Annotated in this window: 21 protein-coding genes and 2 pseudogenes; 6 read left to right on the forward strand and 17 right to left on the reverse strand. The window is 69.8% G+C overall.

Going from position 1 to position 22,280, the window contains the following annotated elements; all coding sequences use genetic code 11:
* Window positions 1–19 precede the first annotated feature (19 nt).
* Both V7E09_RS00315 and V7E09_RS00320 read right to left on the reverse strand, forming a co-directional pair.
* Window positions 20–706 carry a response regulator transcription factor gene (locus tag V7E09_RS00315; protein WP_324509557.1) on the reverse strand — a complete coding sequence of 229 codons (687 nt, stop codon included), beginning with the start codon at window positions 704–706 and terminating at the stop codon, window positions 20–22.
* A complete protein-coding gene (locus V7E09_RS00320) occupies window positions 703–1,980 on the reverse strand; it encodes an ATP-binding protein (protein ID WP_324509556.1) in 1,278 nt (425 codons plus the stop codon). The genes V7E09_RS00315 and V7E09_RS00320 overlap by 4 nt, the downstream gene beginning before the upstream one ends.
* Before the next feature lie 104 nt (window positions 1,981–2,084).
* Between V7E09_RS00320 and V7E09_RS00325 the strand changes: the two genes are divergently transcribed.
* From V7E09_RS00325 to V7E09_RS00335, 3 genes are read left to right on the forward strand one after another with little or no spacing between them, the layout of a single operon-like run.
* Window positions 2,085–3,251 (forward strand): PspC domain-containing protein, encoded by a 1,167-nt coding sequence (locus tag V7E09_RS00325; protein WP_324509555.1) that lies wholly within the window; start codon window positions 2,085–2,087, stop codon window positions 3,249–3,251.
* Entirely contained in the window at window positions 3,248–3,427 is a 180-nt protein-coding gene (locus V7E09_RS00330; protein WP_324509554.1) for a hypothetical protein, read from the forward strand. The genes V7E09_RS00325 and V7E09_RS00330 overlap by 4 nt, the downstream gene beginning before the upstream one ends.
* Window positions 3,428–3,450: 23 nt before the next feature.
* Window positions 3,451–3,693: a PspC domain-containing protein gene (locus tag V7E09_RS00335; protein ID WP_324509553.1), complete on the forward strand. Its 243-nt coding sequence runs from the start codon at window positions 3,451–3,453 to the stop codon at window positions 3,691–3,693.
* Here the strand turns inward: V7E09_RS00335 and V7E09_RS00340 are convergent.
* Window positions 3,690–4,577: an oxygenase MpaB family protein gene (locus V7E09_RS00340; RefSeq protein WP_324509552.1), complete on the reverse strand. Its 888-nt coding sequence runs from the start codon at window positions 4,575–4,577 to the stop codon at window positions 3,690–3,692. The two genes, V7E09_RS00335 and V7E09_RS00340, sit on opposite strands and share 4 nt — an antisense overlap.
* A complete protein-coding gene (gene guaA, locus V7E09_RS00345; protein ID WP_324509551.1) occupies window positions 4,574–6,145 on the reverse strand; it encodes a glutamine-hydrolyzing GMP synthase in 1,572 nt (523 codons plus the stop codon). The genes V7E09_RS00340 and guaA overlap by 4 nt, the downstream gene beginning before the upstream one ends.
* A 66-nt stretch (window positions 6,146–6,211) precedes the next feature.
* Here guaA and V7E09_RS00350 point away from each other — a divergent pair, with 66 nt between their 5' ends.
* On the forward strand, window positions 6,212–6,451 hold the full coding sequence (locus V7E09_RS00350; protein ID WP_324509550.1) for a hypothetical protein: 240 nt from the start codon (window positions 6,212–6,214) through the stop codon (window positions 6,449–6,451).
* 49 nt (window positions 6,452–6,500) lie between these two features.
* Complete coding sequence (locus V7E09_RS00355; protein WP_324509549.1) at window positions 6,501–8,198, forward strand: long-chain-fatty-acid--CoA ligase; 1,698 nt, start codon at window positions 6,501–6,503, stop codon at window positions 8,196–8,198.
* Between the two features lie 19 nt (window positions 8,199–8,217).
* Here the strand turns inward: V7E09_RS00355 and V7E09_RS00360 are convergent, their stop codons facing one another.
* The 6 genes from V7E09_RS00360 to V7E09_RS00385 form a co-directional block, all read right to left on the reverse strand.
* Window positions 8,218–9,777, reverse strand: coding sequence for a hypothetical protein (locus tag V7E09_RS00360; protein ID WP_324509548.1), 1,560 nt, complete (start codon window positions 9,775–9,777; stop codon window positions 8,218–8,220).
* The gene (locus tag V7E09_RS00365) at window positions 9,767–11,275 is read right to left on the reverse strand and encodes a glycosyltransferase family 2 protein (RefSeq protein ID WP_324509547.1); all 1,509 of its coding nucleotides are present in this window, start codon (window positions 11,273–11,275) and stop codon (window positions 9,767–9,769) included. Before V7E09_RS00365 ends, V7E09_RS00360 begins: the two co-directional genes overlap by 11 nt.
* Window positions 11,272–11,811, reverse strand: coding sequence for a hypothetical protein (locus tag V7E09_RS00370; protein ID WP_324522895.1), 540 nt, complete (start codon window positions 11,809–11,811; stop codon window positions 11,272–11,274). Before V7E09_RS00370 ends, V7E09_RS00365 begins: the two co-directional genes overlap by 4 nt.
* 322 nt (window positions 11,812–12,133) lie before the next feature.
* Window positions 12,134–12,694, reverse strand: a complete 561-nt coding sequence (locus tag V7E09_RS00375; protein WP_324509545.1) for a cysteine hydrolase family protein — start codon at window positions 12,692–12,694, stop codon at window positions 12,134–12,136.
* Window positions 12,691–14,202 carry a purine-cytosine permease family protein gene (locus tag V7E09_RS00380; RefSeq protein ID WP_324509544.1) on the reverse strand — a complete coding sequence of 504 codons (1,512 nt, stop codon included), beginning with the start codon at window positions 14,200–14,202 and terminating at the stop codon, window positions 12,691–12,693. The genes V7E09_RS00375 and V7E09_RS00380 overlap by 4 nt, the downstream gene beginning before the upstream one ends.
* Before the next feature lie 102 nt (window positions 14,203–14,304).
* Window positions 14,305–15,546, reverse strand: a complete 1,242-nt coding sequence (locus tag V7E09_RS00385) for an alpha-amylase family protein (protein WP_324509543.1) — start codon at window positions 15,544–15,546, stop codon at window positions 14,305–14,307.
* Between the two features lie 69 nt (window positions 15,547–15,615).
* Here V7E09_RS00385 and V7E09_RS00390 point away from each other — a divergent pair, with 69 nt between their 5' ends.
* Window positions 15,616–16,227, forward strand: coding sequence for a TetR/AcrR family transcriptional regulator (locus V7E09_RS00390; protein ID WP_324522896.1), 612 nt, complete (start codon window positions 15,616–15,618; stop codon window positions 16,225–16,227).
* A 41-nt stretch (window positions 16,228–16,268) separates the two neighbouring features.
* Here the strand turns inward: V7E09_RS00390 and V7E09_RS00395 are convergent, their stop codons facing one another.
* The 7 genes and pseudogenes from V7E09_RS00395 to V7E09_RS00420 form a co-directional block, all read right to left on the reverse strand.
* On the reverse strand, window positions 16,269–16,871 hold the full coding sequence (locus V7E09_RS00395) for a TetR/AcrR family transcriptional regulator (RefSeq protein WP_324509541.1): 603 nt from the start codon (window positions 16,869–16,871) through the stop codon (window positions 16,269–16,271).
* Window positions 16,872–16,959: 88 nt separating this feature from the next.
* Window positions 16,960–18,948, reverse strand: a complete 1,989-nt coding sequence (locus V7E09_RS00400; RefSeq protein WP_324522897.1) for an aminotransferase class I/II-fold pyridoxal phosphate-dependent enzyme — start codon at window positions 18,946–18,948, stop codon at window positions 16,960–16,962.
* A 31-nt stretch (window positions 18,949–18,979) separates the two neighbouring features.
* On the reverse strand, window positions 18,980–19,996 hold the full coding sequence (locus V7E09_RS00405; protein ID WP_324509539.1) for a biotin-dependent carboxyltransferase family protein: 1,017 nt from the start codon (window positions 19,994–19,996) through the stop codon (window positions 18,980–18,982).
* Window positions 19,993–20,343: pseudogene (locus V7E09_RS00410) on the reverse strand (carboxyltransferase domain-containing protein); the annotation flags it as partial. The pseudogene V7E09_RS00410 and the gene V7E09_RS00405, both read right to left, overlap by 4 nt.
* Window positions 20,344–20,428: 85 nt before the next feature.
* Window positions 20,429–20,782: pseudogene (locus V7E09_RS15660) on the reverse strand (carboxyltransferase domain-containing protein); the annotation flags it as partial.
* A 9-nt stretch (window positions 20,783–20,791) separates the two neighbouring features.
* A complete protein-coding gene (locus tag V7E09_RS00415) occupies window positions 20,792–21,598 on the reverse strand; it encodes a LamB/YcsF family protein (RefSeq protein WP_324522898.1) in 807 nt (268 codons plus the stop codon).
* A 65-nt stretch (window positions 21,599–21,663) separates the two neighbouring features.
* A partial coding sequence (locus V7E09_RS00420; RefSeq protein ID WP_324522899.1) for an MFS transporter occupies window positions 21,664–22,280 on the reverse strand: 617 nt, incomplete at its 5' end.

Consider the following 22,280-nt stretch of genomic DNA (forward strand, 5'->3'; position numbering starts at 1 on the left):
GGGCTTCGTGCGTGCGGGCTCAGACGAGCTTGCGGTCGGTGGCCCAGCGGGTGAGCTGGTGCCGGTTGGACAGCTGCAGCTTGCGCAGGACGCTGCTCACGTGCGTCTCGACCGTCTTGATCGAGATGAACAGTTCCTTGGCGACTTCCTTGTAGGCGTAGCCGCGCGCGATGAGGCGCAGCACCTCCCGCTCGCGCTGGCTGAGCCGGTCGAGGTCCTCATCGATCGAGGCGATGTCGATGGCGCCGGAGAACGCGTCCAGAACGAACCCGGCCAAGCGCGGGCTGAACACGGCGTCACCGTCGGCGACGCGGCCGATCGCCTCGATCAGTTCGGGAGCAGAGATCGACTTGGTGACGTAGCCGCGGGCGCCCGCGCGGATCACCCCGATGACGTCCTCGGCCGCGTCCGAGACGGAGACGGCCAAGAACTTCACCTCGGGTTGGGTCGCATGCACCTGCTTGATGACCTCGACGCCGCCACCCCCGGGCAGGTGGACGTCCAGCAGCACCACATCGGGGGTGGTGCGCGTGATGGCCGTGACCGCGGTGGCGACATCCTCGCCTTCGCCGACGATGGTCACGTAGGGGCCGATGTCGTGCTTGACGCCGCTACGGAACATCGCGTGATCGTCGACGACGACGACGCGACGCTGCCGGTTGGGCTGCTCGGGCGTGTCGGCCGTCTCGGGGGGCTGCTCGCTCATCGCTTCATCTCCAGGCTCACTTCCGTGCCACGGTCGGGGTTCGATGTGATGCGGGCCGTGCCGTGGTGCCGGCCCATCCGTTCCAGAATGCTCCCGCGAACGCCGTGCCGGTCCTCGGGGACGGACTCCAGGTCGAACCCCTGGCCGCGATCCCGCACGAACACCTCCACCACATCCTCGTTCACCTCAGCGTAGACGTCGATGACGTCGGCGCCGGAGTGCTTCGCCGCGTTGGTCATCGCCTCCCGCGCTGCCTTGACCAACTCGGCCAGGGCGAGACTGAGTTCGGGGTCGTCACCGACGGTCACCGTTTCGACGCTGACGGGGAAGCGGTCCTCGATCTCCACCGCGGCCTCGGACAACGCCGCCCGCAGGGTGGCTGCCTGCTCGTCCGACCCGTAGAGCCAGGCCCGCAACTCTCGCTCCTGGCGGCGCGCGAGCCGCACCACCTCGCGCGGCCGATCGGCCTGGCGCTGGATCAGCGCCAGCGTCTGCAGCACCGAATCATGGAGGTGCGCGGCCAGGTCGGCGCGCGCATCGGACAACAGTTTGTCCTCGCGGATCTGCGTGAGGGCTCGCTGGGCGCGCAGCACCCAGGGTGCCGACATCAACCCGATCCCGCCCAGGAGGAGCGCGAGCCCCGCGAACAGAGTCGGAGGCGAGGAGGGATCCTCCTGCACGACCACCCCGACGGCGCCGGCCAGGCACAGGGCCGCCAGAACGTGGGCGGCGACGGTGGACCAGTGGGCGGCCAACGACCTCGCCCAGCCGCGCAAGCCCTCGGCGGCGTCTCTCGCCGTTCCGCCCGCCCGGTCGGCCTGCCACCACGCCAGGCCCAGAGCGGCCGCCATCAACAGGGCGATCGCGAGGGTGCGCGGGGGCAGCCCCCAGCCCAGGAGCTGCACGAACCACAACAGGCCCAGCCACACCAAGGCGAAGGCGGCCAGTTGGCCCAGATCACGGCGCGCGCCCAGGGGGGTCGGGGCGCTGATCTCCCGCATGCCACGCCGCGAGGCCGCATCCACTCCGGGGGCCGCGTGACCGGCGCTCGCCGGTGGGATGACCAGCCACAACGCGAGGTAGGCGGCGAGGCCGACCAACTGCCACGCTCCCACGAGGACGAACACACCCCGGATCACCCACACCGACAGACCGGTGTGCTCGGACAGCCCTGCCGCCACGCCGCCGATCTGGGCGCGCGACAAGGGCCGCTCCAGACGCCGGGATGCGGGCCCGGCGCCGTCGAGCACCGCGGCCTCACCCTCCCTCGTCATGGCTCCAGCCTAGGGGACGCGCCCACGCAGACCCGGCCACCCTCCGGGGTGGCGAGAGGGGGTTCCCTGACCGCCACGACGCCCTGAGCGGGCAGGATGGTTCCATGACCTTGCAACCGCTCGTGCGCGACCGCGACCGCGCCGTGATCGGTGGCGTGTCCGGAGCGGTGGCACGCTCGGCGGGTCTGGATCCCGTCCTCGTGCGGATCGGCTTCGTCTTGTTGGCGTTCCTCACCGGCGGGGTCGGCGTTCTCGGCTACCTGGCGCTGTGGGGGTTGACCCCCTCACGCACTGACGGCGTCGTCCCGCTGCGTCGCTGGCTCCCCTTCACCCGCACCTGGTCACCCTTCGCCCTCATCGCCGGGGTTCTCGGCACATGCCTGGTGGTGGGCACCCTGCTCACCGGCTCCGGGCCGGGCACGCTGATCGTGGTGCTCGTGGTGGTCGCGCTGGTGCGCGGCAGCGGTTCACGTCGCCCCACAGAACCCCCGACGCCGCGCCCCGAACCGCGCACGCCCTTCGAGCGGCTCTCGGTGGACTGGGACCAACGCCTGACCAACATCGACGCGGGCCGTCCCGCCGACTGGGACCCGGAGTCGGCGGCTCTCCCGGTGGGCGCCTACGCCCCCTCCGATGTGGTGGGCAGTTCCGTGCACCGACGCCTGGGGCGTCGAAGCTGGTTCGGCGTCCTCGTCGGGGTGGGCGCGGTCTGGTTCGTCTGCAGCACGCTGGCCATGGCCGGTATCGAGGTCTCCGCCCTGGCCTGGACGAGCGGCACCCTGGCCGTCCTCGCCCTGGCGCTCCTGTGGTCGGCACGGCCTGCGCGCGCAGCCCGAGGCCGACCGCCGCTGCTGGCCACCGTCACGGTACTCACCGCGCTGATGACCGCGGGACTGCTCGTCGGCACCGTCGACTCCCAGACTTGGGGCGCCAAAGCCCAGGTGGCCACTGGCCCTGCCCCCACCATCACGTCGGGGCTGGCCGACCTCGGCATCGGCGAGCACACGCTGGATTTCTCCGACACCATCGTCACCGCCGACTCTGAGGTGACCTACGACATGCTGGCCGGAGACATCGAACTGCGGGTGCCCCGAACCGGCAACGTGGTCGTCACCACCGCCGTCGATGCGGGCACGATCAGCGGGATCAGCGGGGAGCGCGACGGCATGCAGCTCCAGGAAACCTGGAGCCGGATCGAGGAGCCCGACCAGCCGACCCTCACCATCAACCTGCGCCTGCGGGCCGGAGAGATCACGGTGGTGCAGCCATGAAGCCCCGCGCCGACGTCGTGGCCCTCGTGATCGGGCTCATGAGCTTCCTGCTCGCCGCCCTAGGCCTGTGGGCCGCCTTCGGGACGGTCTCCTGGGCGGGCGTCGGACTCGCTGTCCCCCTGTGCCTGGTCGCCGTCGGAGTCTTGGGACTCCTCGCCTCCCGCAACCGGATTTGAACAACCCCACGAAAGGAATCGACATGTCCGATCTCAACCTGCGACGGAGCAGCACCGACAAGGTGGTCGCCGGCGTCTGCGGCGGCCTCGCGCGCCAGTTCGGCATCGACGCGAACCTCATCCGCGTCGTCTTCGTCCTTCTGCTGTTCACCCAGATCGGCTGGGTCCTCTATCTGGCGCTGTGGCTGTTCCTGCCCAGCGACAACGGCCCCTCCGGCCTGGAGAGCCTCAAGCGCCAGTTCTCGAACAACGGCGGCTCGAACTAGGCATCATCTTCGGGGGCGGGCGCCGCACTGCGGCGTCCGTCCTCGACGCCGTCCAGCCCCCAGCGCACGGCGGCCGTGCCGAGCCTGCCCCATCCCAAGGCCATCCGGGTCGGCACCCGCAACCCCGCCAGCGCCCGAACCCACTCCGGCAGGACAGCGATCCCGCCCGCCGCCAGCATCCAGTAACCGGGACGTGCCACCCAGGGCAGCGGCGGGGTCCGCAGCAGGAAGCTGATCGTGTCCGCGGCTGCTGGGCTCAACTCCAACTCGTCTCGATACCCCAGCACCGTCCCGGACAACTCCCGCACGGTGCGCGGTGGCCGCTCGACACCCAGCAAGGCCGCCGAGCGTCCCGCCTGCTCCACATAGGCGTCGGCGTCCGCCTCCGACAGGGGGACGGGTCCGAATGCGCGATGCGCCTCCATGAAGGCGAAGATCTCCGCGGCATGGATCCAGGCGAGCAGGTGCGGGTCGGAGGCACGATAGGGCCTCCCCTGGGCGTCCTTGCCCCGGACCCGCTCATGCACCGACCGCACCGCGTCGATCGCGGCCTCCGCATCGTCGACCGTGCCATACGTCGTGACCGCAATGTAGTGCGCCGTCCGCTGGACGCGCCCCCACGGATCCCCGCGATAGCCGGAATGACCCGCCACCCCGGCCATGGCCAGCGGATGCAGCGACTGCAACACCAACGCCCCGATCCCGCCCGCGAACATCGCCGCATCCGCGTGCACCCGCCAGATCGGGTCGGCGGGAGAGAACCACCGCTCCCCCGGCCTGCCCCAGATGACGCGCCCGCGATCCTCCGCGTCGCGCCCGGCAACCCGCGACCGCAACGCCTGCCCGAAGGCGCGCTGCAGCCGTCCGGCCGCCTGGGGGCTCACTCCCACTCGATCGTGCCCGGCGGCTTGGAGGTGACGTCGACGACCACCCGGTTCACCTGCGGCACCTCGTTGGTGATCCGCGTGCTGATCTTCTCGATCACGTCGTACGGCAACCGGGACCAGTCGGCCGTCATGGCGTCCTCGCTCGTCACCGGACGCAGCACGATCGGATGACCGTAGGTGCGGCCGTCGCCCTGGACGCCGACGCTGCGGACGTCCGCCAGCAACACCACCGGGAACTGCCACACCTCCTTCTCCAGCCCGGACGCGGCCAGCTCCTCGCGAGCGATGGCGTCCGCCTCACGCAGCAGATCCAGCCGCTCCCGCGTCACCTCGCCGATGATCCGGATACCGAGGCCGGGCCCGGGGAATGGCTGCCGCCACACCATCTCGTGCGGCAGGCCAAGCTCCTCCCCGACCGCCCGGACCTCGTCTTTGAACAGGGATCGCAACGGCTCGATGAGCGTGAACTGCAGGTCGTCGGGCAGCCCGCCGACATTGTGATGACTCTTGATGTTGGCGGCACCCTCGCCGCCACCCGACTCCACGACATCGGGGTAGAGCGTTCCCTGGACGAGGAACTCGATGTCAGCGTCGTCCGCGATGTCGCGCACCGTCTGCTCGAAGACCCGGATGAACTCACGGCCGATGATCTTGCGCTTGGTCTCCGGCTCGCTGACCCCGGCGAGCGCGCTCAGGAACTGCTCCTCGGCGTCGGCGACGACCAGCTTGATGCCGGTGATGGAGACGAAGTCGTCCTTGACCTGCTCGCGCTCGTTCTTGCGCAGGAGGCCGTGGTCGACGAAGGCACAGGTGAGCTGGTCGCCGATCGCGCGGTGCACCAAGGCAGCCGCCACGGCGGAATCGACGCCGCCCGACAGCGCACACAGCACCTGCTTGTCCCCGACCTGCTCCCGGATCGCCGCCACCGACTCCTCCACGATGCTCGCGGGCGTCCAGTCCGGAACCAGCCCGGCGATGTCGTAGAGGAACTGCGCCAGTATCTGCTGGCCATGCTCGGTGTGCAGCACTTCCGGGTGCCACTGGACGCCGGCCAGCCGTCGCCCGGTGTCCTCGAACGCGGCCACCGGGGTCGCCGCCGTGTGCGCGAGCGTCGTGAATCCCGCGGGGGCGTCGGTGACCAGGTCACCATGGCTCATCCAGCACGAGAACGACTCCGGCAGATTGTCCAGCAGGACTCCGCGGTGGTTCAGGGACGTGGGCGTCCGGCCGTACTCCGACTGGCCGGTGTGGGCCACCCGCCCGCCCAGGGCCACCGCCATCGCCTGGAATCCGTAGCAGATGCCGAACACGGGGATGCCGAGGTCGAACAACGCGGGATCCACCTGAGGAGCACCTGCGGCGTACACCGACTGCGGCCCCCCCGACAAGATGATGGCCGCGGGTTGCTTCGCCGCCAGGTCGGCCACCGGCATCGTGTGCGGCACCACCTCCGAATACACCTTCGCCTCGCGAACCCGGCGGGCGATCAACTGTGCGTACTGGGCACCGAAATCGACCACGAGTACGGGAGGATGGAGAGCCTGCTCAGCTTCGGCTTCGGTCATGCGCGAAGTCTAACGGCGGCCACGGTTGGTCTCCGACGCAGAACAATGAGCAAGAAGGAGGACCGCATGGCAAGCGATCGCGACTTTGGTCCCTTGCGGGATCTGTGGAGCAATCTCACCGGAAGCGCCGCCGGTCACTACGGCGTCCACGCCAAGGATTCCGTCGAGAACGTGTCCGAGACCCAGGCGCCGTTCGATCCCCAGCACAGCCCCCTGCGCCGTCGCCAAGGCGACGAGGCCGCCGAGGCCGCCGAGGCCAACCGTCCCACGACGCTGCCCGACGATGGCGGTGACGACAACCTGTGACGTGCCCCGGTCGATGGTCATCGGAGCGCGCTGCCGGGATAATGGCCCGGTGACCTCTCCCGTGACCGACCGTTTTGAGCCGACTCCCGCCTGGGTGGCGCAGTACCAGCCAGGTGTCCCGGCAACCATCGACGTACCCGATGAGCCACTCGGCTCCCTCCTGCAGCGCGCGACGTCGGCAGGAGGCGACGCCGTCGCGCTGGAGTTCTTCGGTGCCACGACCAGCTGGCGAAGGCTGGAGGATCAGGTCTCCCGGCTGGCCCGGGCGCTCACCGACCGCTACGGCGTCCGACCGGGCGACCGGGTCGCCCTCCTGCTGCCCAACTCTCCCCAGCACGTCGTGGCGTTCTACGCGGTGCTGCGGATCGGCGGCGTCGTCGTGGAGCACAACCCGCTCTACACGGCCCCCGAACTCGAGGAGATGTTCGCCGACCACGGGGCCACCGTGGCCATCGCCTGGGACGTGGCAGCACCCAAGATCGCCGGCACGGGCGTCCAGCACGTGCTGGCGGTCAACCTCCTCGATGCCTTCCCGCCCCTCAAGCGATTTGCCCTCAGCCTGCCGCTGGCCAAGCTCCGGGCCACGCGGGACAAGCTGCACCAGCCGATGCCCGGCGCCGACGCCTGGCGCGAGGTGCTGACCGGACCCCGGCTGGCCGACGACCATCCCCAGCCGCGCCCCGACGACCTGGCCGTGATCCAGTACACCTCCGGGACCACCGGGCGGGTCAAGGGCGCCATGCTCAGCCACCGCAACCTGTTCGCCAACGCCCTGCAGGGCGCCGCCTGGATGAAGGACGCCGAGGACGGCAACGAGGTCATCTACGCCGTCTTGCCCATGTTCCACGCCTTCGGCATGACGCTGTACCTGACCTTCGGCGTCCTCAAGCGCGCACGCATCGTCTTGTTCCCCAACGTCGACATCGACATGATCCTCGACGTCGCCAAGACCCGCCCCCCGACCGTGTACTGCGCGGTGCCGCCCATCTACGAGCGCACCGCCAAGCGCGCTCAGGAGCGCGGCATCTCGCTGCGCTCGGCCCGGTTCTGCATCTCGGGCGCCATGGCCCTCACCGACGAGGTGGTGGACCTGTGGGAGTCCGTCTCGGGCGGCCTGCTCGTGGAGGGCTACGGCCTCACCGAATGCTCCCCGGTGGCGCTGGGGAACCCGTTCTGGCCCACCCGACGCACCGGCACGGTCGGCGTCCCGTTCCCCAGCACGCTCATGAAGGTCGTCGATCCCGAGGATCCCCGCCGTGACGTGGCCCCAGGGGAGGTGGGCGAGCTTCTGTTGCACGGCCCGCAGGTGTTCAGCGGTTACTGGCACAACCCCGAGGACACTGCGGCGACCCTGCTGGAGGGCGGATGGCTGCGCACCGGGGACCTCGTCAGCGTCGACGCCGACGGCTTCACCACCGTCGTGGACCGTCTCAAGGAACTCATCATCACCGGCGGCTTCAACGTCTCCCCCACCGAGGTGGAGCAGGCACTGCGGGCCGAGGACGGCATCGCGGACGCCGCCGTCGTGGGGCTTCCCTCCACCCACTCCGGCGAGGACGTCGTCGCGGCCGTGGTCGCGGCACCCGGCGTGACGCTGGATCCGGAGGCGGTCCGCGCCGCGGCCCGGGATCGACTGGCCGCCTACAAGGTGCCGCGCCGCGTGTTCGTGGTGGACGAACTGCCCCGGTCGATGCTGGGGAAGGTACTGCGCAAGCAGGTCCGCGACCAGTTGCTCACCGACGCCTGACCGGCGCGGAGACGGACGCTCACGCGAAGCGGTACAGCCGCCACGTGGTTCCCCTGGCGTCCTGCCACTGCGCGGTCAGCGTGGCCACCCCGGCGCCGTTCTCGAACATCCCGGGGTAGGCCAGTTCGACCGCGTCCGAGGGGGAGTTCTGCGGCGAGGCGAGCAGGGCGTACGTGACCCCTGCGGCCGCCGGGTCGGCCAGCGCCTCCTGGAAGTCGCGGTCGGTGGTGATGACGTAACTGTGAGGATGCCTGCTCGCCAGGAAGACAGGGAACGAGTAGGCCACGTCGGTGATGATCGACCCATCCGCCGGGCTCACGTCGTCGAGGTCGGTGGCGACGGCGCGCTGCATCGGATACTGCCCGGCGGCCGCCACCTCGCGGGCGAGGGTCTCCTCGCGTCCCAGCCGGGGATTCGCTTCCGCCAGCCACCCCAGGGGCGTCGTCACCGCCAAGGCGAGCACGAGGACGCACGTCAGCCAGCGACGACGTGCCGCGGCGAGCAGGTACCCGAGGGCCAGATAGCCCAGCGGGATGGCGGCCATCTGCAGGCGGATCCAGCCGAAGGAGGAACCCCACAGGAACGTGAGATCGTCGAAGGCCAGCACCGCTCCGAAGACGGCGACCGCCGCCAGCGGCCCGGGCTCACGTCGCACCCATGCCACCATCAGCGCCGCCAGCGTCGCCGGCAGCGCCAGCGGGGCGAGATGCACCAACTGCTCACTCAGATACAGCGTCCGGGCGACCAGTCCGGAGCCGGTCACCGACTCGATGGACGTCTGGCCCGAGGTCACCTGCGCCGAGTTCCCGTACTGCGACGTGAACGTGGCGAACCAGGTGCCGACGATGACCTTTGAGGTCACCGCCCAGCCGAGAGCGGCCGCCGCGAACGGCAGCCCGGCCAGGGCTGCGTCGTTGACGCCATACGACCAGCGCTGCGCCGACGCCCGCGCGACACTGACGACGAACACGAGCCCGACGACCGCGATCGCCGGGGCGGCGGCCTCATAGCGGGTGAGATAGGCCAACCCCAGGCCCGTGCCCACGTGGACCAGCGACCAGGTATCGGCCTCGCGCAGCCACCGCAGCAGGTGCAGCGCCGTATAGAAGCAGGTGAGCAGGAGCATGGCCTCGCTGGCACCGGTGGCCGCGCCGAGCACCACCAGTGCCTGGACGGCGAACAGCCCGGTGAGCAGGCCTCGTGCCCAGGCCGAAGTCACACCGAGCTCACGCAGCATCACCGCCAGCAGGGCGACGCAACCGCCCCCGCACAGCGCCGACACCACGGTGCCCGCCGCCCCGAGCCCCGCCAAGGCGGGAATCCAGGGGGAGAATGCCAGCAGCGGAAGGGTCGCCAGCGACGGGAGCGGGTTCCACACGAACCCGATCGCCGCCAGGTGCGGATCCCGGCTGAACAGCACGTAGTAGCCGTTCGCCACGCGGGACAGCGCGTCCGGGAAGATGAGGTCGTTCGACAACAGCCAGCAGCCCGCACCCAGGTAGAGGGCTGACGTCAGCGCGAACCACAGCCAGGGCTCGGCGCGGGGTCGACGCGCAGGTGCAGTCGCCTCAGTCGGCATGATCGCCCTCGTCCAGGCCGTGCGCGGTCTTCTCCCAGTAGGACGGCTTGAGGATCAGCTGGACGAAGGCCTTGAGCGCGGCCAACCACATGAGAAACCAGTAGCCGGGACTCAGTAGGGCAGCCCACATCAGATCGGGACGACCCATGGCGCGCGCCGTCAGGACGTTGAAGTAGATGACCAGGCCGTTGCCGAGCACCGCGCTGATCATCGCGACGTAGTAGACGGTCGGGGGAAACCAGCCGGCGATCACCTCGCTGCGCGTCAACGCCCAGGCGATGGTCAGGCCCCACTGGAAGCCGTTGAGAGCGGCGAGCAGCGGCGTCCCGCCCACGAACAGCAGCAGGCCCGCCCAGGAGGCGAACCCGCCACGCGTCGGAACCGGCCCCCCTGCGCGCAGATGGACCAGCAACGTCTGCAGGTAGCCCTTGTACCAGCGCGACCGCTGGCGGATCCAGTTGATCCCGTCGGAGTTGGCCTCCTCCCAGGTGACCGACTCCAGCACCTCCACCTGGTAGCCCAGGCGGTGGAGCCGCAGCCCCAGATCGGCGTCCTCGGTCACGTTCCACGGGTCCCAGCCGCCGATGCCGTACAGCACTTCCGCGCGGAAGTGGTTGCTGGTTCCCCCCAGGGGGATGGGGGCCCGTAGCGCCTCCAGACCGGGCAGCAGATAGTGGAACCACGCGCCGTAGTCGAGCGCGAACCAGCGGGTGAGCAGGTTTTGGCGCGAGTTGTAGAAGGCGAGCTGGGCCTGGATGCAGGCCACCTCCGGACCCAGGTGACCCAGCGCGTAGGCGGCGCGGCGCAACTGCAGGGGCTCGGGCCGGTCCTCGGCGTCGTAAATGGTGACGAGGCCTCCCCGAGCCTCCCCCAGGCCGAAGTTGCAGGCCTTCGGCTTGGTGCGCGGCTGGCTGGGGGGAATGTCCACCACGGTGAAGTAGGCGTCCAGTTCCAGCCCCTCGAGCGCCGCCCGGGTGATCGTGTCGTCGGCCTCCACGAGCAGCCTGATGTCCAGCCTATCGGCGGGGTACTCGAGCCGTTTCAGATTGGCGACCAACACGCTCATCAACGGCTCATGGAGAACGGGGATCAGGACCGTGTAAACGGGCAAGTCGTCGACATGCAGCGAGCGCGCCTGCTCGTCGCTGACACGGATCACCTGGCCGCCCCGAATGCCCTGATAAAAGAGGAGTCCGCGATAGATCAGGGCCGCAAGATACACGGCGGAAAGCATCCCCACGGCTACGGTGAGGGCTTGTTGGGGGGCGGCGACCAGCGCCACCACCAACGCGACCGCCACCGCCCCCAACGCGACACGCTGGCCACGGGTCGTGACCGAGCGTGCCGAGAGGGTGGGCGCGGCCTCCGCCAGCGCGTGGGCGGCGAGGTGGGCGCGCTGAACGGCATCCAGCCCCGCCACCGAGCGCGGCAACGCGAGTGCGTTGCCGGCGAGCGGAGCCGTCTCGTCAGCAGCGAGCCGGGCAACCGGTTCGCTCATGCGACCACCCGTGCAATCCCCATGACCGGGATCAGGTACGCCAGGCTGGCCAGGTATCGCCCCCAGGCGATCGGGACGAGTTGCTCCGCCGCCGCCCAACCCCGCCACGAGAGAACCATCACCCCTAGAAGAAGGCAACATGCGGCACCCACTGACGCGATCACAGCGGTGTCCAGTCCGGGGACCAGCCGCGCGAGGACGGGCAGTGCCGCAGGCCACAGCCGCACCGTCGCCCGGGTACCGAGGGTGAAGAAGAGCCATCCGGCCGACGCGAAGAGCCCTCCGACGACGGCGGCCGACTCCCCCGTCAGGCCATGGGCACCCACCAGCCACAGCCCGCCCAGGCCCAGCAGCGCGGCGAGGATCAGGTCGAGGTCGCGGTCGTCGATGTGCGGCTGATGCCAGCGACTGAACAGCAGGGCGAGGCTGAGGGCGGCTGCCCCGGCCAGCCACGCGACACCGCTGAGCGAGGTCTGCCCGCCGAGGATCGCCCACGGCAGGAACCAGGAGATGACCAGCGCAAACACCAGACTCACCACCGTGGCGGCGGGAATCCTGACGCGCGGGCTTCGTGGAGCGAGGCGAGTATTCGGGGTGGCAAGACGGGGGGTGGTATTCATTACTGCGGTTCACCTTAACGATTGTCGTTCCGCCCGGCCCCAACGGACGACTCAAGATCTCAACCAGACTAACCCACGTGAGCCACAGAGCCGAATCGGCGCCGATCCCGCGTACCGCGGAACCCCACTCGACAATCACGGAAGAATCATTGTTTCAGCGTCGCCAGTTCTCGCGTGAGAAATATCCCAGCCCCGCGCTCGGACACCGAGGACGGGGCTGGGACAAGGCGATTCATGGTCAGACCGGGGACCGGAGAATATCCTCGGTGGTGCGTAGATCGACCTGGGGCGGATAGAGCCCCATCACCGTCAGCGCAGCCTGCTGGTGCTCCAGGCTCGAGCCCGCGCAGGCGTCGGTCACGACGCTAATCGTCGCGCCCGCGTCGGCGGCAGGCAGCACCGTCGAGATCACGCAGCAGTCCGTCGCGACCCCCGTGACCACCAGGTGCGGCGCGGGTCCGGTGACCGCAACGATCTGCTCCCACTTACCGAACGTCGGGGCGTCCACCACGACCGCGCCGCCCTGGATCGCCGGCCGCACCACATCGAGGACGTCGAACAACGGGTCAGCGGGGTCCCTGTCGGCGAACGGCCAGGCAGCCATGTAGGCCGACCAGGAACCCTCCCGTCGCCCGGGTGCCGGGGGAACCCAGCGGGTGATGATCGTCCGACCGGAGAATCGTGGCAACAGCGTGGCGATGTTCGCCTCGGCCCCCGGCCACAGCGGGGATCCCCACTCGCTGTCGGGGGCGGCGAAGATGCGCTGGGGGTCGATCACCACCAGCCAGGGTTCGCTCACGCCCGGCCCTCCTGCCGCGCGATGATTCCGCGACGGCCGAACCAGGTGACGACGAAGCCGAGAACCAAAGCAAGCAGGACCCCCAGATTGGCCCACGGCCAGGTGCCATCCCATTGCTCGACGCCGTCCACGACACTGCGGGTGCCCAGCCCGAGCGGCTCCAGCAGGTAGCCCTGCCAGTTGGCCCAGGCGGCGTCGCTGGCGAACTGGTTGACGACCAGGCCCCAGCCGATGACGGTCGCGATCACCAGCGTCGCCACCGACACCCAGTCGACCGCCCCGTAGCGCCCGCGCGCATCGAACAGCGCCGCCTCGTCGTAGGGACGCTTGCGGGAGGCGATGTCGGCGATCAGGATCCCCGCCCACGCGGCCATCGGCACGCCCAGGATCAACAAGAAGCTCTGGAAGGGCCCCAGGAAGCTCTCGGCGAAGAACACCACGAAGATCGTGCCCGCGGTGAGGATGACGCCGTCGACCGCGGCGGCGGCCGGACGCGGAATCTTGATGCCGAGGCTGAGCAGCGTCAACCCCGAGGAATAGATGCCCAGCACCGCCCCGGACACCAGCGCCAGCACGGCCGTGAGCCAGAACGGGATCAAGACCCAGATCGGGAGGATGCCGGCGAGCGTGCCGATGGGGTCGCTGGTGATCCCCTCGGTCAGGGCCGGATCGGAGCCCGCGAGCAGCAGGCCGTAAACGACCAGGATGACCGGGGCGACCGAGCCACCCAGCGTGTTCCAGAGCACGATCTTCGCGTTGGAGGCGTCCCGGCGCTGGTACCGGGACCAGTCCGCCGCGATGTTGATCCACCCCAGGCCGAACCCGGTCATGACCATGGTGAGTGCCCCGATGACCGCACCCACGTCGCCGTTCGGGATGCCTGCGACGACCGACCAGTTGATGTGGCCGATCGTGAGCGCCATGTAGATGAGCGTGATCGCCCCGGTGATCCAGGTGAGAATCGACTGCAGCCGCATGATCGTGTGGTAGCCCAGCACCGAGGCCACGACGATCAGGGCGGCGATCCCCAGGGTGGCGATGACCTTCGTGGCCGTCCCGGAGGCCCACCCGAGCGCGGAGAACACGGTGGCGGTCGCCATGACGGCCATGATGGAGAGGAAGGTCTCCCAGCCGATCGACAGCAGCCAGCTCACGATGCCGGGCAGCTTCTGCCCCTGGACGCCGAAGGCCGCCCGCGACAGCACCATGGTGGGGACCGAACCCCGCTTCCCGGCGATGGCGATGATGCCGCACAGTAGGAACGACACGACGACGCCCACGATGGTGACCGCGACGGCCTGGCCAAAGGACACCCCGAAGCCGTACACGAAGGCCGCATAGCTCATCCCGAACACCGAGACGTTCGCGGCGAACCAAGGCCAGAACAGGTCACGCGGCTTGGCGGTGCGTTCGGACTCGTCGATGATGTCGATGCCGTTGGTCTCGATGAGGCGGGCCTTGGTGGCGGCGTCGAAGCCGGCACCTTCGGCCGGAACAGGCGTACTCATGCCGGGATTCTCCCACGCCCGCGCGATGCGGATCCGACCGCTCATTCCCGCCCCACAGGCGCAGCGCAGGTCGTGGGACTCCTGGGACCCAGCGGCGCGGGCTCAACCCTGCGACCAGAGCGTTTCCCCGGTTGCTGCGCGGATCGTGACGGCGGGAGAGGCATCCAGCTGCAGGTCGATCTCGAGACAGGTGCTCGCGTCGCGCGCGCCGACCCGATAGCTGTAGGCCGTGTTGCTCAAGTGCAGCCGGGAGGTGGTGGCGGTGACGAGCCAGGGGTGGCGACGGCGCAGGCCGATGAGGTCCTGGTAGGCGCGATGCAGCGCAGCGCCCCAGGGGGCGAGGCCGTCGGGGCGGTCGGGGAAGGCGGGCCGCACCGCGTCGTCTCCGCCGAGACGGTGCTCCTTGACGCCCAGGAAGCCCTGCTCGTCGCCCGCGTACACCGAGGGCACGCCGCCGAGGGTGAGCAGGATCGCCGCCGCGGTGAGTGCACCGTCGGCTCCCAGGACGCTGGCGATGCGGGAGACATCGTGGTTACCGACGAAGGTGTTCGGCACGAACGAGTCCAGGAACCCGTTGTGCCGAGTGAGGGCCCAGTCCAGTTCGAACAGGTTGCGGTCGCGCAGGCTGGACCAGATCGCCTTCCACAGTTCGTACTGGGTCACCGAGTCGGCGCCGCTGGCCTCCACGAAGCCGGCGTAGTCCCCGTGGATGACCTCGCCGAGGATCCAGGCATGCGGGTGGGCCGCACGCACCGTCGGCAACACCTGGGCCCAGAAGGCGGTGTCGACCGAGTAAGCGGCGTCCAGGCGCCAGCCGTCGATACCCCGGTCGAGCCAGTGGCCCATGACGTCGGCCACGAGATCGACGGTGCGGGGGCTCGCGTGCTCCAGGCGGGCCAGTTCGCCGTGCCCTTCGAACACGCGCGGGGCGGCTCCACCCGGGGCTCCCCAGTCGATGTCGAACAGCGCTGCGTCGGGGCCGTCGGGGCCCTCCCGCAGCGCCTTCAGCAGGGCGGGATGGTGCGCCGAGACGTGGCTGAACACGCCATCCAGCAGCACCTTCAGTCCGCGGGAACGACAGGCGGCGATCAGGTCGTCGAACTCCTGAGCCCCACCCAGACGCGGGTCGATGCGGTAGTAGTCGAGGGTGTCGTAGCCGTGGCTCGCTGACGCGAAGAGGGGCCCCAGCAGAAGCCCGGAGGCCCCCAGGTCCACGGCGTAGTCCAGCCAGTTGAGGAGGCGCCGCAACCGGGGCTGCGGTGCGACGTCCTGCTCGCGGATCGGCGCTCCGCACAAACCCAGCGGATAGACCTGCCACCAGATCGCATGCTCGATCCACCTCATGAGGACCTCCTATTGAATCGCCTTCACTAGCGTTAGTGATGCTAGTTCAGTAAGGCTAGGATGGGCAACATGGCACGCAGCGACCGGCATCCCCGCACCCGGCTGGATCCCGACGCGCGGCGGGCGTCCCTCCTGGAGGCCGCCGCTGTCGAGTTCGCGGCCCTGCCGTATGCCGAGGTGACCATCGCGGCGATCGCCCGCCGCGCAGACGCCTCCGATGCGCTGCTGTACCGCTACTTCGCCGGCAAGGAAGATCTGTACACCGCACTCGTGCAACTCTCGGTCGAACGCCTGCTGGCCCGGCAGTCCGCAGCCCTGGCAGCGCTGCCCGCCGGCGTGCCGGTGCGCGACCTGCTGCACTGCACGACGTCGGCCTACCTCGACCACATCGCCACCCACCCGAACGGCTGGGCGACCCCGCTACGCTCCCCCGGCTCCGAGCCCGCAGCGGCCGCGGGCCTCCGCCTCCAGGCCCGCCACGACTATGTGCAGCGGCTGCGCGCACTGCTCAGCCCGAGCACCCAGGAACGACACGAGTACGCCCTGTGGGGCTACTTCGGCTTCCTGGACGCCGCCTGCCTGCACTGGGTCGAACGCGGCTGCCCCGACGACGACCGGCATTCCCTCATCGACGCCGCCCTCGGCGCACTGGAAGGCGCCTTGGGAGACTGGGCGGCCTGACCGCGGGGCGGCCTTCGCGCGCCTCCGGCGTCGCGGATCCCTCAGGGAGCAGCTGGGGCGGCGTCGCGCGCATCGGCGGCCTGCCACCCGCGCAGAGCCCCGCACAGCGTCCCGATCAGCCGAGCGTTGATGCCGTCCGCGTCCAGGTGTTCGGAATCACGCAGGTCGATGATCTCCCGGGCGTCGAACAGGATGTTCCACAAGAACAAGCCGATGTCACCCGGATTGCCCAGCCCGAGTTCCTCGGCTGCGGAGGCGATCGGGTGCTGCAGCGCCTGGGCCTGGGCCGTCAGATACTCGGTTCGGTCGCGCAGACGGGTGAGATACCCCGTCTCGGAGCGGGTGTGGATCATCGCGCCCCCATGGCGGAGCACGATCGTCACCCACTCGCGGCTGACGGTCGTGAGCAACTCCACCCCGACGGCCGTCTGCTTCTCGCTGAACACCAGCAGCCGCTGCCCGACGTCGCGGCGAAACTGGATGAGGATGTCCTCCACGGAGGTGAAGTGCCGATAGGCGGTCGCCGTGGATACCTCCGCATGCTCGGCCACGTCCGCCATCTTCACCGCGGAGCCCTTCCGGGCGATCAGATAGGCGGCCGACCTGATCAGACGGCGGCGATTCCTCTCCGTGTCGGCACGCACGTCCGATCCCCACTTTCTCTACGGGTGATGGCGGGGTGGACGCCTCAACGCGCCACCCCGCCATCGGGCACAAGCTCTCCAGGTGAGTCTAGAGCCCCGCACGGCTCCTCAGGTCGGCCAGACCCGCCCGGAGCCGTGCGGCACCGCTGCGCAACGACGCCTCATCGGCCGCATACGAGATCCGCAGGTGATGCTCCCCCGCCGCGCCGAACTCCGACCCGGGGCGCACCGCGACCCCCGCCTCGCGCAGTCGCGCCACGACATCGGTCGCGGGCAGATCCAGGTCGTAGCGCGGGAACAGGTAGAACGCGCCCTCGGGTCGGCTCAACTCCAACCCCGGAACGCCGGACAACTCACCCGCCAGCAGTTCGCGCCGCGCCCGGTAGGCCTCCCGCATCTGCGCCAGTGCCGACCCGCCGTCGCGCAGCGCCGCCAGCGCGCCATCCTGGACGGCCGTGTTGACCGAGCCGTTGACCGTGGCGTGGACGCGGGCGGCCGCCTTGATGAGCGGCCGCGGCCCCCACAAATACCCCACCCGCCAGCCGGTCATGGCATAGGACTTGGAGAACGTCTGGCAGTACAGGGTCCGCTCCACCAGCGCGTCGACGGCGATGGCTGAGGTGAACGGCTCGTTGGTGAAGTTCAGCTCCGAATAGGCCTCATCGCTCAACACGACCGTGGCCGTGCCCCGCAGCATCTCTCCCAACGCCTCCAGTTCGGCACGCGTGTGGACGATGCCGGTCGGATTGCTCGGGTTGCAGAAGACGAAGAGCTTGGCCCCGCGCAACGCCGTGGCGAGGGCATCCAGGTCCCAGTGCAGATCCGCCTGGAGTGGCACCGGAACGAGTTCTCCGCCCGCCAGATGCACGGCGTCCGCGTACAGCGAGTAGGTCGGATCCGGCACGACGACGCGGTCGCCCGGGTCCACGATCCCGAGGATCGCCGCCGTGATTCCTGCGGTTCCCCCGTGGGTGATCAGGATGTCGGCGGGATCCACGGGCGCGGCCGTCAGCCGGCCGATCGTCTCGCCGAGGGCCTCACGCAGGCCGTCCTCACCCATCAGCGGGGAATAGTGCGTCCGGCCCCGGTGCAGGGCAGCCTCCGCCGCGTCACAGATGACCGCCGGGGTGGGGAAGTTCGGCTCCCCCATCGCCAAGGAGACCAGGTCGGCGCTGGACTGCGGCTGCTGCACCCGGCGCGAGGCGCGCTCGATCCGTGCGACCGCGGCGGAGGGACGCGGGGCGAAGGAAGTGGCGGCGGGCATGACGCTCCGATCGGCAGCAGGGGCAGGCGGGGTGTCGGCGGAGGAGCCGACGAGCCGGCTGACCTCCAGGTCGTAGGAGATGTCGCGCTGCCGGGTTGGGGCGACCACGACCTCCTGCAGGACCACCCGGCCCGGCAGCGTCACCGCCAGGTGAACCGCCCGCGCCACGTCGATCGGCTGAACCATGTTGGCCCGCTGGGCGCTGGTGGGCGGGTGGGCGCGGTCGTCGAGGATCGGCGTGTCGGCCTCGCCCGGGAGGATCGTGATCGCCCGCAGGCCCTGATTGCGATAGGTCGTGTGCAGGAAGGTCATGAAGTTCCGCACGCCCGCCTTCGCCGCGCCATAGGCGGCCCCGCCGAGCAAGTTCGGCGTCAGCGCGGCCAGCGAGGACACCGTGACGATGGTGCCCTCCTCGCGGGCCAGCATCCCCGGCAGCACCGCCCGGGTGAGTTGGAAAACCGCATTCAGGTTGACGTCGACGACACCGCTCCAGTGCTCATCGTTCATGTACTGCGGGTTCAAGACGGTGGAGGCGCGGCCCGCGTTGTTGACGAGCACCTGAACCCCGCCGAGCTCCGCCGCGACCTGCGCGACGAGGCGGTCCGGGGCTCCTGGCTCGGCGATGTCGGCCGGATACACCCACAACGGGACGCCCTCGGCGTCCAGCTCCTGGGCCAACGTGTCCAGCGGCTCGCGCCGGCGCCCGACGACCGCGACGCGGTACCCGTCGCGGGCCAGCAGACGGGCGATCTCCCGCCCCATGCCGCTTCCTGCGCCCGTGACGAGGGCGACCTGTCCTGGTGTCTCACTCACTGTGTGTGCCTTTCGTGTGATGGTCGAAGAGTCAGCGGGTCGCGGTCCGCGCCCGGACCGCAGCCGACATGTGTGTTTCCAACGTCCGCAATGCCAGTTCCTCGGCGGCGATCTGGCCCACGGACGCATCCCGGTCGATCCAGCGGAACCTGAGCTCCCGCCCCGGTGCGGCCTGGGCCAGCCGCGCGAGGCTGGTGCGCGCCGCGAAGCCGACGATCGGATAGCCCGCCGTGAGGGTGCGGTACCGGCCCAGCACGATCAGCTCGTCGGCGGGCGGCACCTCCAAGGCCCCCACCGGCACCCCGTGGGAGACGATCTCGCCGGTGTGCTCCGGATGTGACACCGGGCCGGACAGCCGCAGCCCCACATGGTTGGACTGCGGCGTCACCGTGTAGGTGGCGCGGGCGAGGTGCTCCCGCATCCCGGCGGCCCGATCGGTGTCGGGTCCCTCGATGATGTCGATGGTCCACGGCCCCGGCTCGAAACTGGGAACGGCAACGGGCATCTGGAAGGGCACATACTCCCCGCGCGTCAGCGACGCGACCGGGAGCGACGCCTCCACGCTGAGCACCTGATTGACCTGGATCGCCTGCGTGAACCCCATCCGAGCGTCAGGGGCGGCGCTCCCCAGGAATCGCCCGCAGGCCAGGAGCCCGCCGAAGGCGATGTAGTTACGCATCCCGATGAAGCTGCTGGTGATACGGACCTCGCTGCCCGCATAGGCCACCAACGGCGTCCAGAGTTGCCCGGTGGTCTGCGTCGCACGACAGGCGGGGGCGCCGTCGATGGTCACGTCGGCGGGAGAGCCGGTGATGGCGATGAGCAGGTCGGTGGTGGGCACGAAGGCGAACTCGCCGCCCATCGTCTCGATCACGGGGACGTGGCGGGGGTTGCCGACGAGGATGTTCGCCACGGCCGCCGAGTACTGGTCGGCCGCCCCGCCGGTGGGGACGCCAAGGCGTTCGGTGTCGCGGCGGCCGAGATCCTGGAACGTGGTCACCCATCCGACGCTGGTGATGCGCAGATGCTGAGGCTGCCAATCCATCATCGCGTCGCACCCACTTCGCGCAAGAACGTGCCCTCCAGCAGCGCCGCCTGGTGGCTCCCGATCCGGACGAAGGTGACGGCGTCCCCCGGCCCGAACGAGGTGGGAGGCGACTGCCGGATGTCCACGATCGTGTGCGGGGTGCGACCGATGACGCGCCAGCCGGTGGGTCCGGGGAACGGCTGGATGATGGCGTTGGTGCCGGCCACCATGATCGATCCCGGCGCGACGTCGGTCCGCGGCTGGGCCCGGCGGCGGATCCCCGTGGCGGTCCGGTGCCCGTCCATCATCGGCGCCATGGCCGCGGCGAGCAGGGAGATCGTGAACGGGGAGGAGAAGAAGGTGTCGAGGAAGGCGTCCGTGCTGACCCCGCACTCCTGTGCGACCTCCCAACGGTCCGATGCCGCACTCCCAGCTGATGCGGCTGACCCCGCACTCCTGTGCGACCTCCTCCAGGTCGGGTGCCGTGTTGGGGTCGACCCACACGGGGATCTCGAACCGGCGAGCGACCCCGGCCGGAGCGTCCTCGTCCTGGGGTAGGGCGAGGATCAGCGTCACGTCGTGAACCAGGTGCTCATGCGTCGTGGCCTGCGGGTCGTAGCGCACCAGCTGGGACTCCAGCCCCGCGACGATCTCGGTCACCCCGGGAGGCCGGTTCGCCACCAGGGCGACGTGGCAGCGGGCCGCTGCGGCGCGCCGCAGGGTGGCCTCCGGCGCGTCGAAGCTGATCATCACGGCGCTGTCACCGTAGGGCTCGAAGGTGACGGCATCCGGTTCTCGACGTGACATGTCCGCTGCTCAGCGCTCCGCCGCGGCTGCTGCTTTCGCGTCGAGGACGGCGCGCAGCCCGGTCGCCTCGATGCCCGCCTGGGCCAGCGCCGCATGCAGCGCCCGGCCGTTCTCCAGGACCAGCGGGTGGTCCCCGTGCAGCAGCACGACATCCGCATCGTGCCCGAGCGGGACGGTGGCGCCGTCCACGGTCACGACGGTCCCCTCCGTGACGACCTGGGCGACGCGTCGGCCCACGAGTTCCGGGTCGAAGATGAGGCCGCCCGGATGCGAGCGGGCTACGGGCATCCCGTCCTCGCCGTAGCCGCGGTCCGCGAGGAACACGTAGCCGACGTCGAGGCCGCGTCGCTGGGACTCCTGCGCCAGCAGCCCGCGCTGGCAGATCACGATGTGGGAGGGGTCGTAGGCGGCGATCGCATCGGTGATGGCGCGGGCATGCTTGGCGTCGGTCTGGGCGATGCTGCCCATGCGTCCGTGCGGGGCGACGTGACTGATGGCGGCGCCGTGGACGCGGGCGAAGGCGTCCAGCGCCCCGAGCTGGTAGAGCACATCCGTGCGGATCTCCTCTTCGGACGCCTCGATGAGGCGGCGTCCGAAGCCGACGAGGTCGGGGTAGCCCGGGTGAGCTCCCAGCTCGATCCCGCGCTCGACGCAGGCGGCGACCGTGGCGTCGAGCACCCGGGGGTCGCCGGCGTGGAAGCCGCAGGCGATGTTGGAGGCGGTGACGAGTTCCAGCAGCGCCTCGTCGTTGCCGATGGTGTAGTTGCCGAAGCTCTCGCCGAGATCGGCCACAACGGCGACTCGCGAACTGTTCATGGTGGTCCTCTTCCTCTGAGGTGAATCGGGGGCGGGCCGCCGGTGGGCGGCCCGCCGTGAGAAGGTCACTCTGCCCGCAGGGGCAGGCCTTTGGTCTCCTTGACGAAGATCAGGGCGATCAAGGTGATCACCGCGGCGATGATCGAGGCGAAGGCCGGGATCATCGTCGAGTGGGTGAGCTTGATGAGTTCGGTCATGACCAGCGGCGCGCTGCCGCCGAAGATGATGGTCGAGATGCTGAACCCGATGCTGTAGGCGCTGTAGCGCACGGTGGTCGGGAACATCTCGGTCAAGACGGTGTGGATGCTCGCGGCGGTCCCCGAGAAGGCGATGGCCAAGACGACGGTGCCGATGGTAGCCAGGACCTCGTCGCCGGTCGTGATCAACGTGAACATCGGGTAGGAGAGCACGGCCATGGCGACCGCGGAGATGGTCAGCACCGGCTTGCGTCCGATGGTGTCGGACAGGCGCGCCATCAAGGGGATCGTGATGACGATGGCGATCAGGCTCAGGGCGGTGACCACCAGCGCCGCCTGCATGGTGAAGTTGCGCCCCTCCCCCAGCGACGTCTTCAGGTACGTGGGCATGTAGGCGAACAGGAGGTAGTAGCCGGGACCGTTCAGCGCCGGCAGGAAGATCGTCAGCGCGATCGCCCGCAGGTGCTCCTTGGAGGTGAACACCG

This window comes from Propioniciclava sp. (assembly GCF_036744435.1).
In the GTDB taxonomy this organism is placed as follows: domain Bacteria; phylum Actinomycetota; class Actinomycetes; order Propionibacteriales; family Propionibacteriaceae; genus Propioniciclava.

What these genes read in the sequence shown, in the direction of transcription:
- V7E09_RS00380 (WP_324509544.1), bottom strand. Translation starts at nt 14,202, where the DNA reads ATGAGTACGCCTGTTCCGGCCGAAGGTGCCGGCTTCGACGCCGCCACC.
- V7E09_RS00330 (WP_324509554.1), top strand. Translation starts at nt 3,248, where the DNA reads ATGAAGCCCCGCGCCGACGTCGTGGCCCTCGTGATCGGGCTCATGAGC.
- V7E09_RS00325 (WP_324509555.1), top strand. Translation starts at nt 2,085, where the DNA reads ATGACCTTGCAACCGCTCGTGCGCGACCGCGACCGCGCCGTGATCGGT.
- V7E09_RS00365 (WP_324509547.1), bottom strand. Translation starts at nt 11,275, where the DNA reads ATGAGCGAACCGGTTGCCCGGCTCGCTGCTGACGAGACGGCTCCGCTC.
- V7E09_RS00320 (WP_324509556.1), bottom strand. Translation starts at nt 1,980, where the DNA reads ATGACGAGGGAGGGTGAGGCCGCGGTGCTCGACGGCGCCGGGCCCGCA.
- guaA (WP_324509551.1), bottom strand. Translation starts at nt 6,145, where the DNA reads ATGACCGAAGCCGAAGCTGAGCAGGCTCTCCATCCTCCCGTACTCGTG.
- V7E09_RS00335 (WP_324509553.1), top strand. Translation starts at nt 3,451, where the DNA reads ATGTCCGATCTCAACCTGCGACGGAGCAGCACCGACAAGGTGGTCGCC.
- V7E09_RS00315 (WP_324509557.1), bottom strand. Translation starts at nt 706, where the DNA reads ATGAGCGAGCAGCCCCCCGAGACGGCCGACACGCCCGAGCAGCCCAAC.
- V7E09_RS00385 (WP_324509543.1), bottom strand. Translation starts at nt 15,546, where the DNA reads ATGAGGTGGATCGAGCATGCGATCTGGTGGCAGGTCTATCCGCTGGGT.
- V7E09_RS00405 (WP_324509539.1), bottom strand. Translation starts at nt 19,996, where the DNA reads ATGATGGATTGGCAGCCTCAGCATCTGCGCATCACCAGCGTCGGATGG.
- V7E09_RS00415 (WP_324522898.1), bottom strand. Translation starts at nt 21,598, where the DNA reads ATGAACAGTTCGCGAGTCGCCGTTGTGGCCGATCTCGGCGAGAGCTTC.
- V7E09_RS00350 (WP_324509550.1), top strand. Translation starts at nt 6,212, where the DNA reads ATGGCAAGCGATCGCGACTTTGGTCCCTTGCGGGATCTGTGGAGCAAT.
- V7E09_RS00360 (WP_324509548.1), bottom strand. Translation starts at nt 9,777, where the DNA reads ATGCCGACTGAGGCGACTGCACCTGCGCGTCGACCCCGCGCCGAGCCC.
- V7E09_RS00390 (WP_324522896.1), top strand. Translation starts at nt 15,616, where the DNA reads ATGGCACGCAGCGACCGGCATCCCCGCACCCGGCTGGATCCCGACGCG.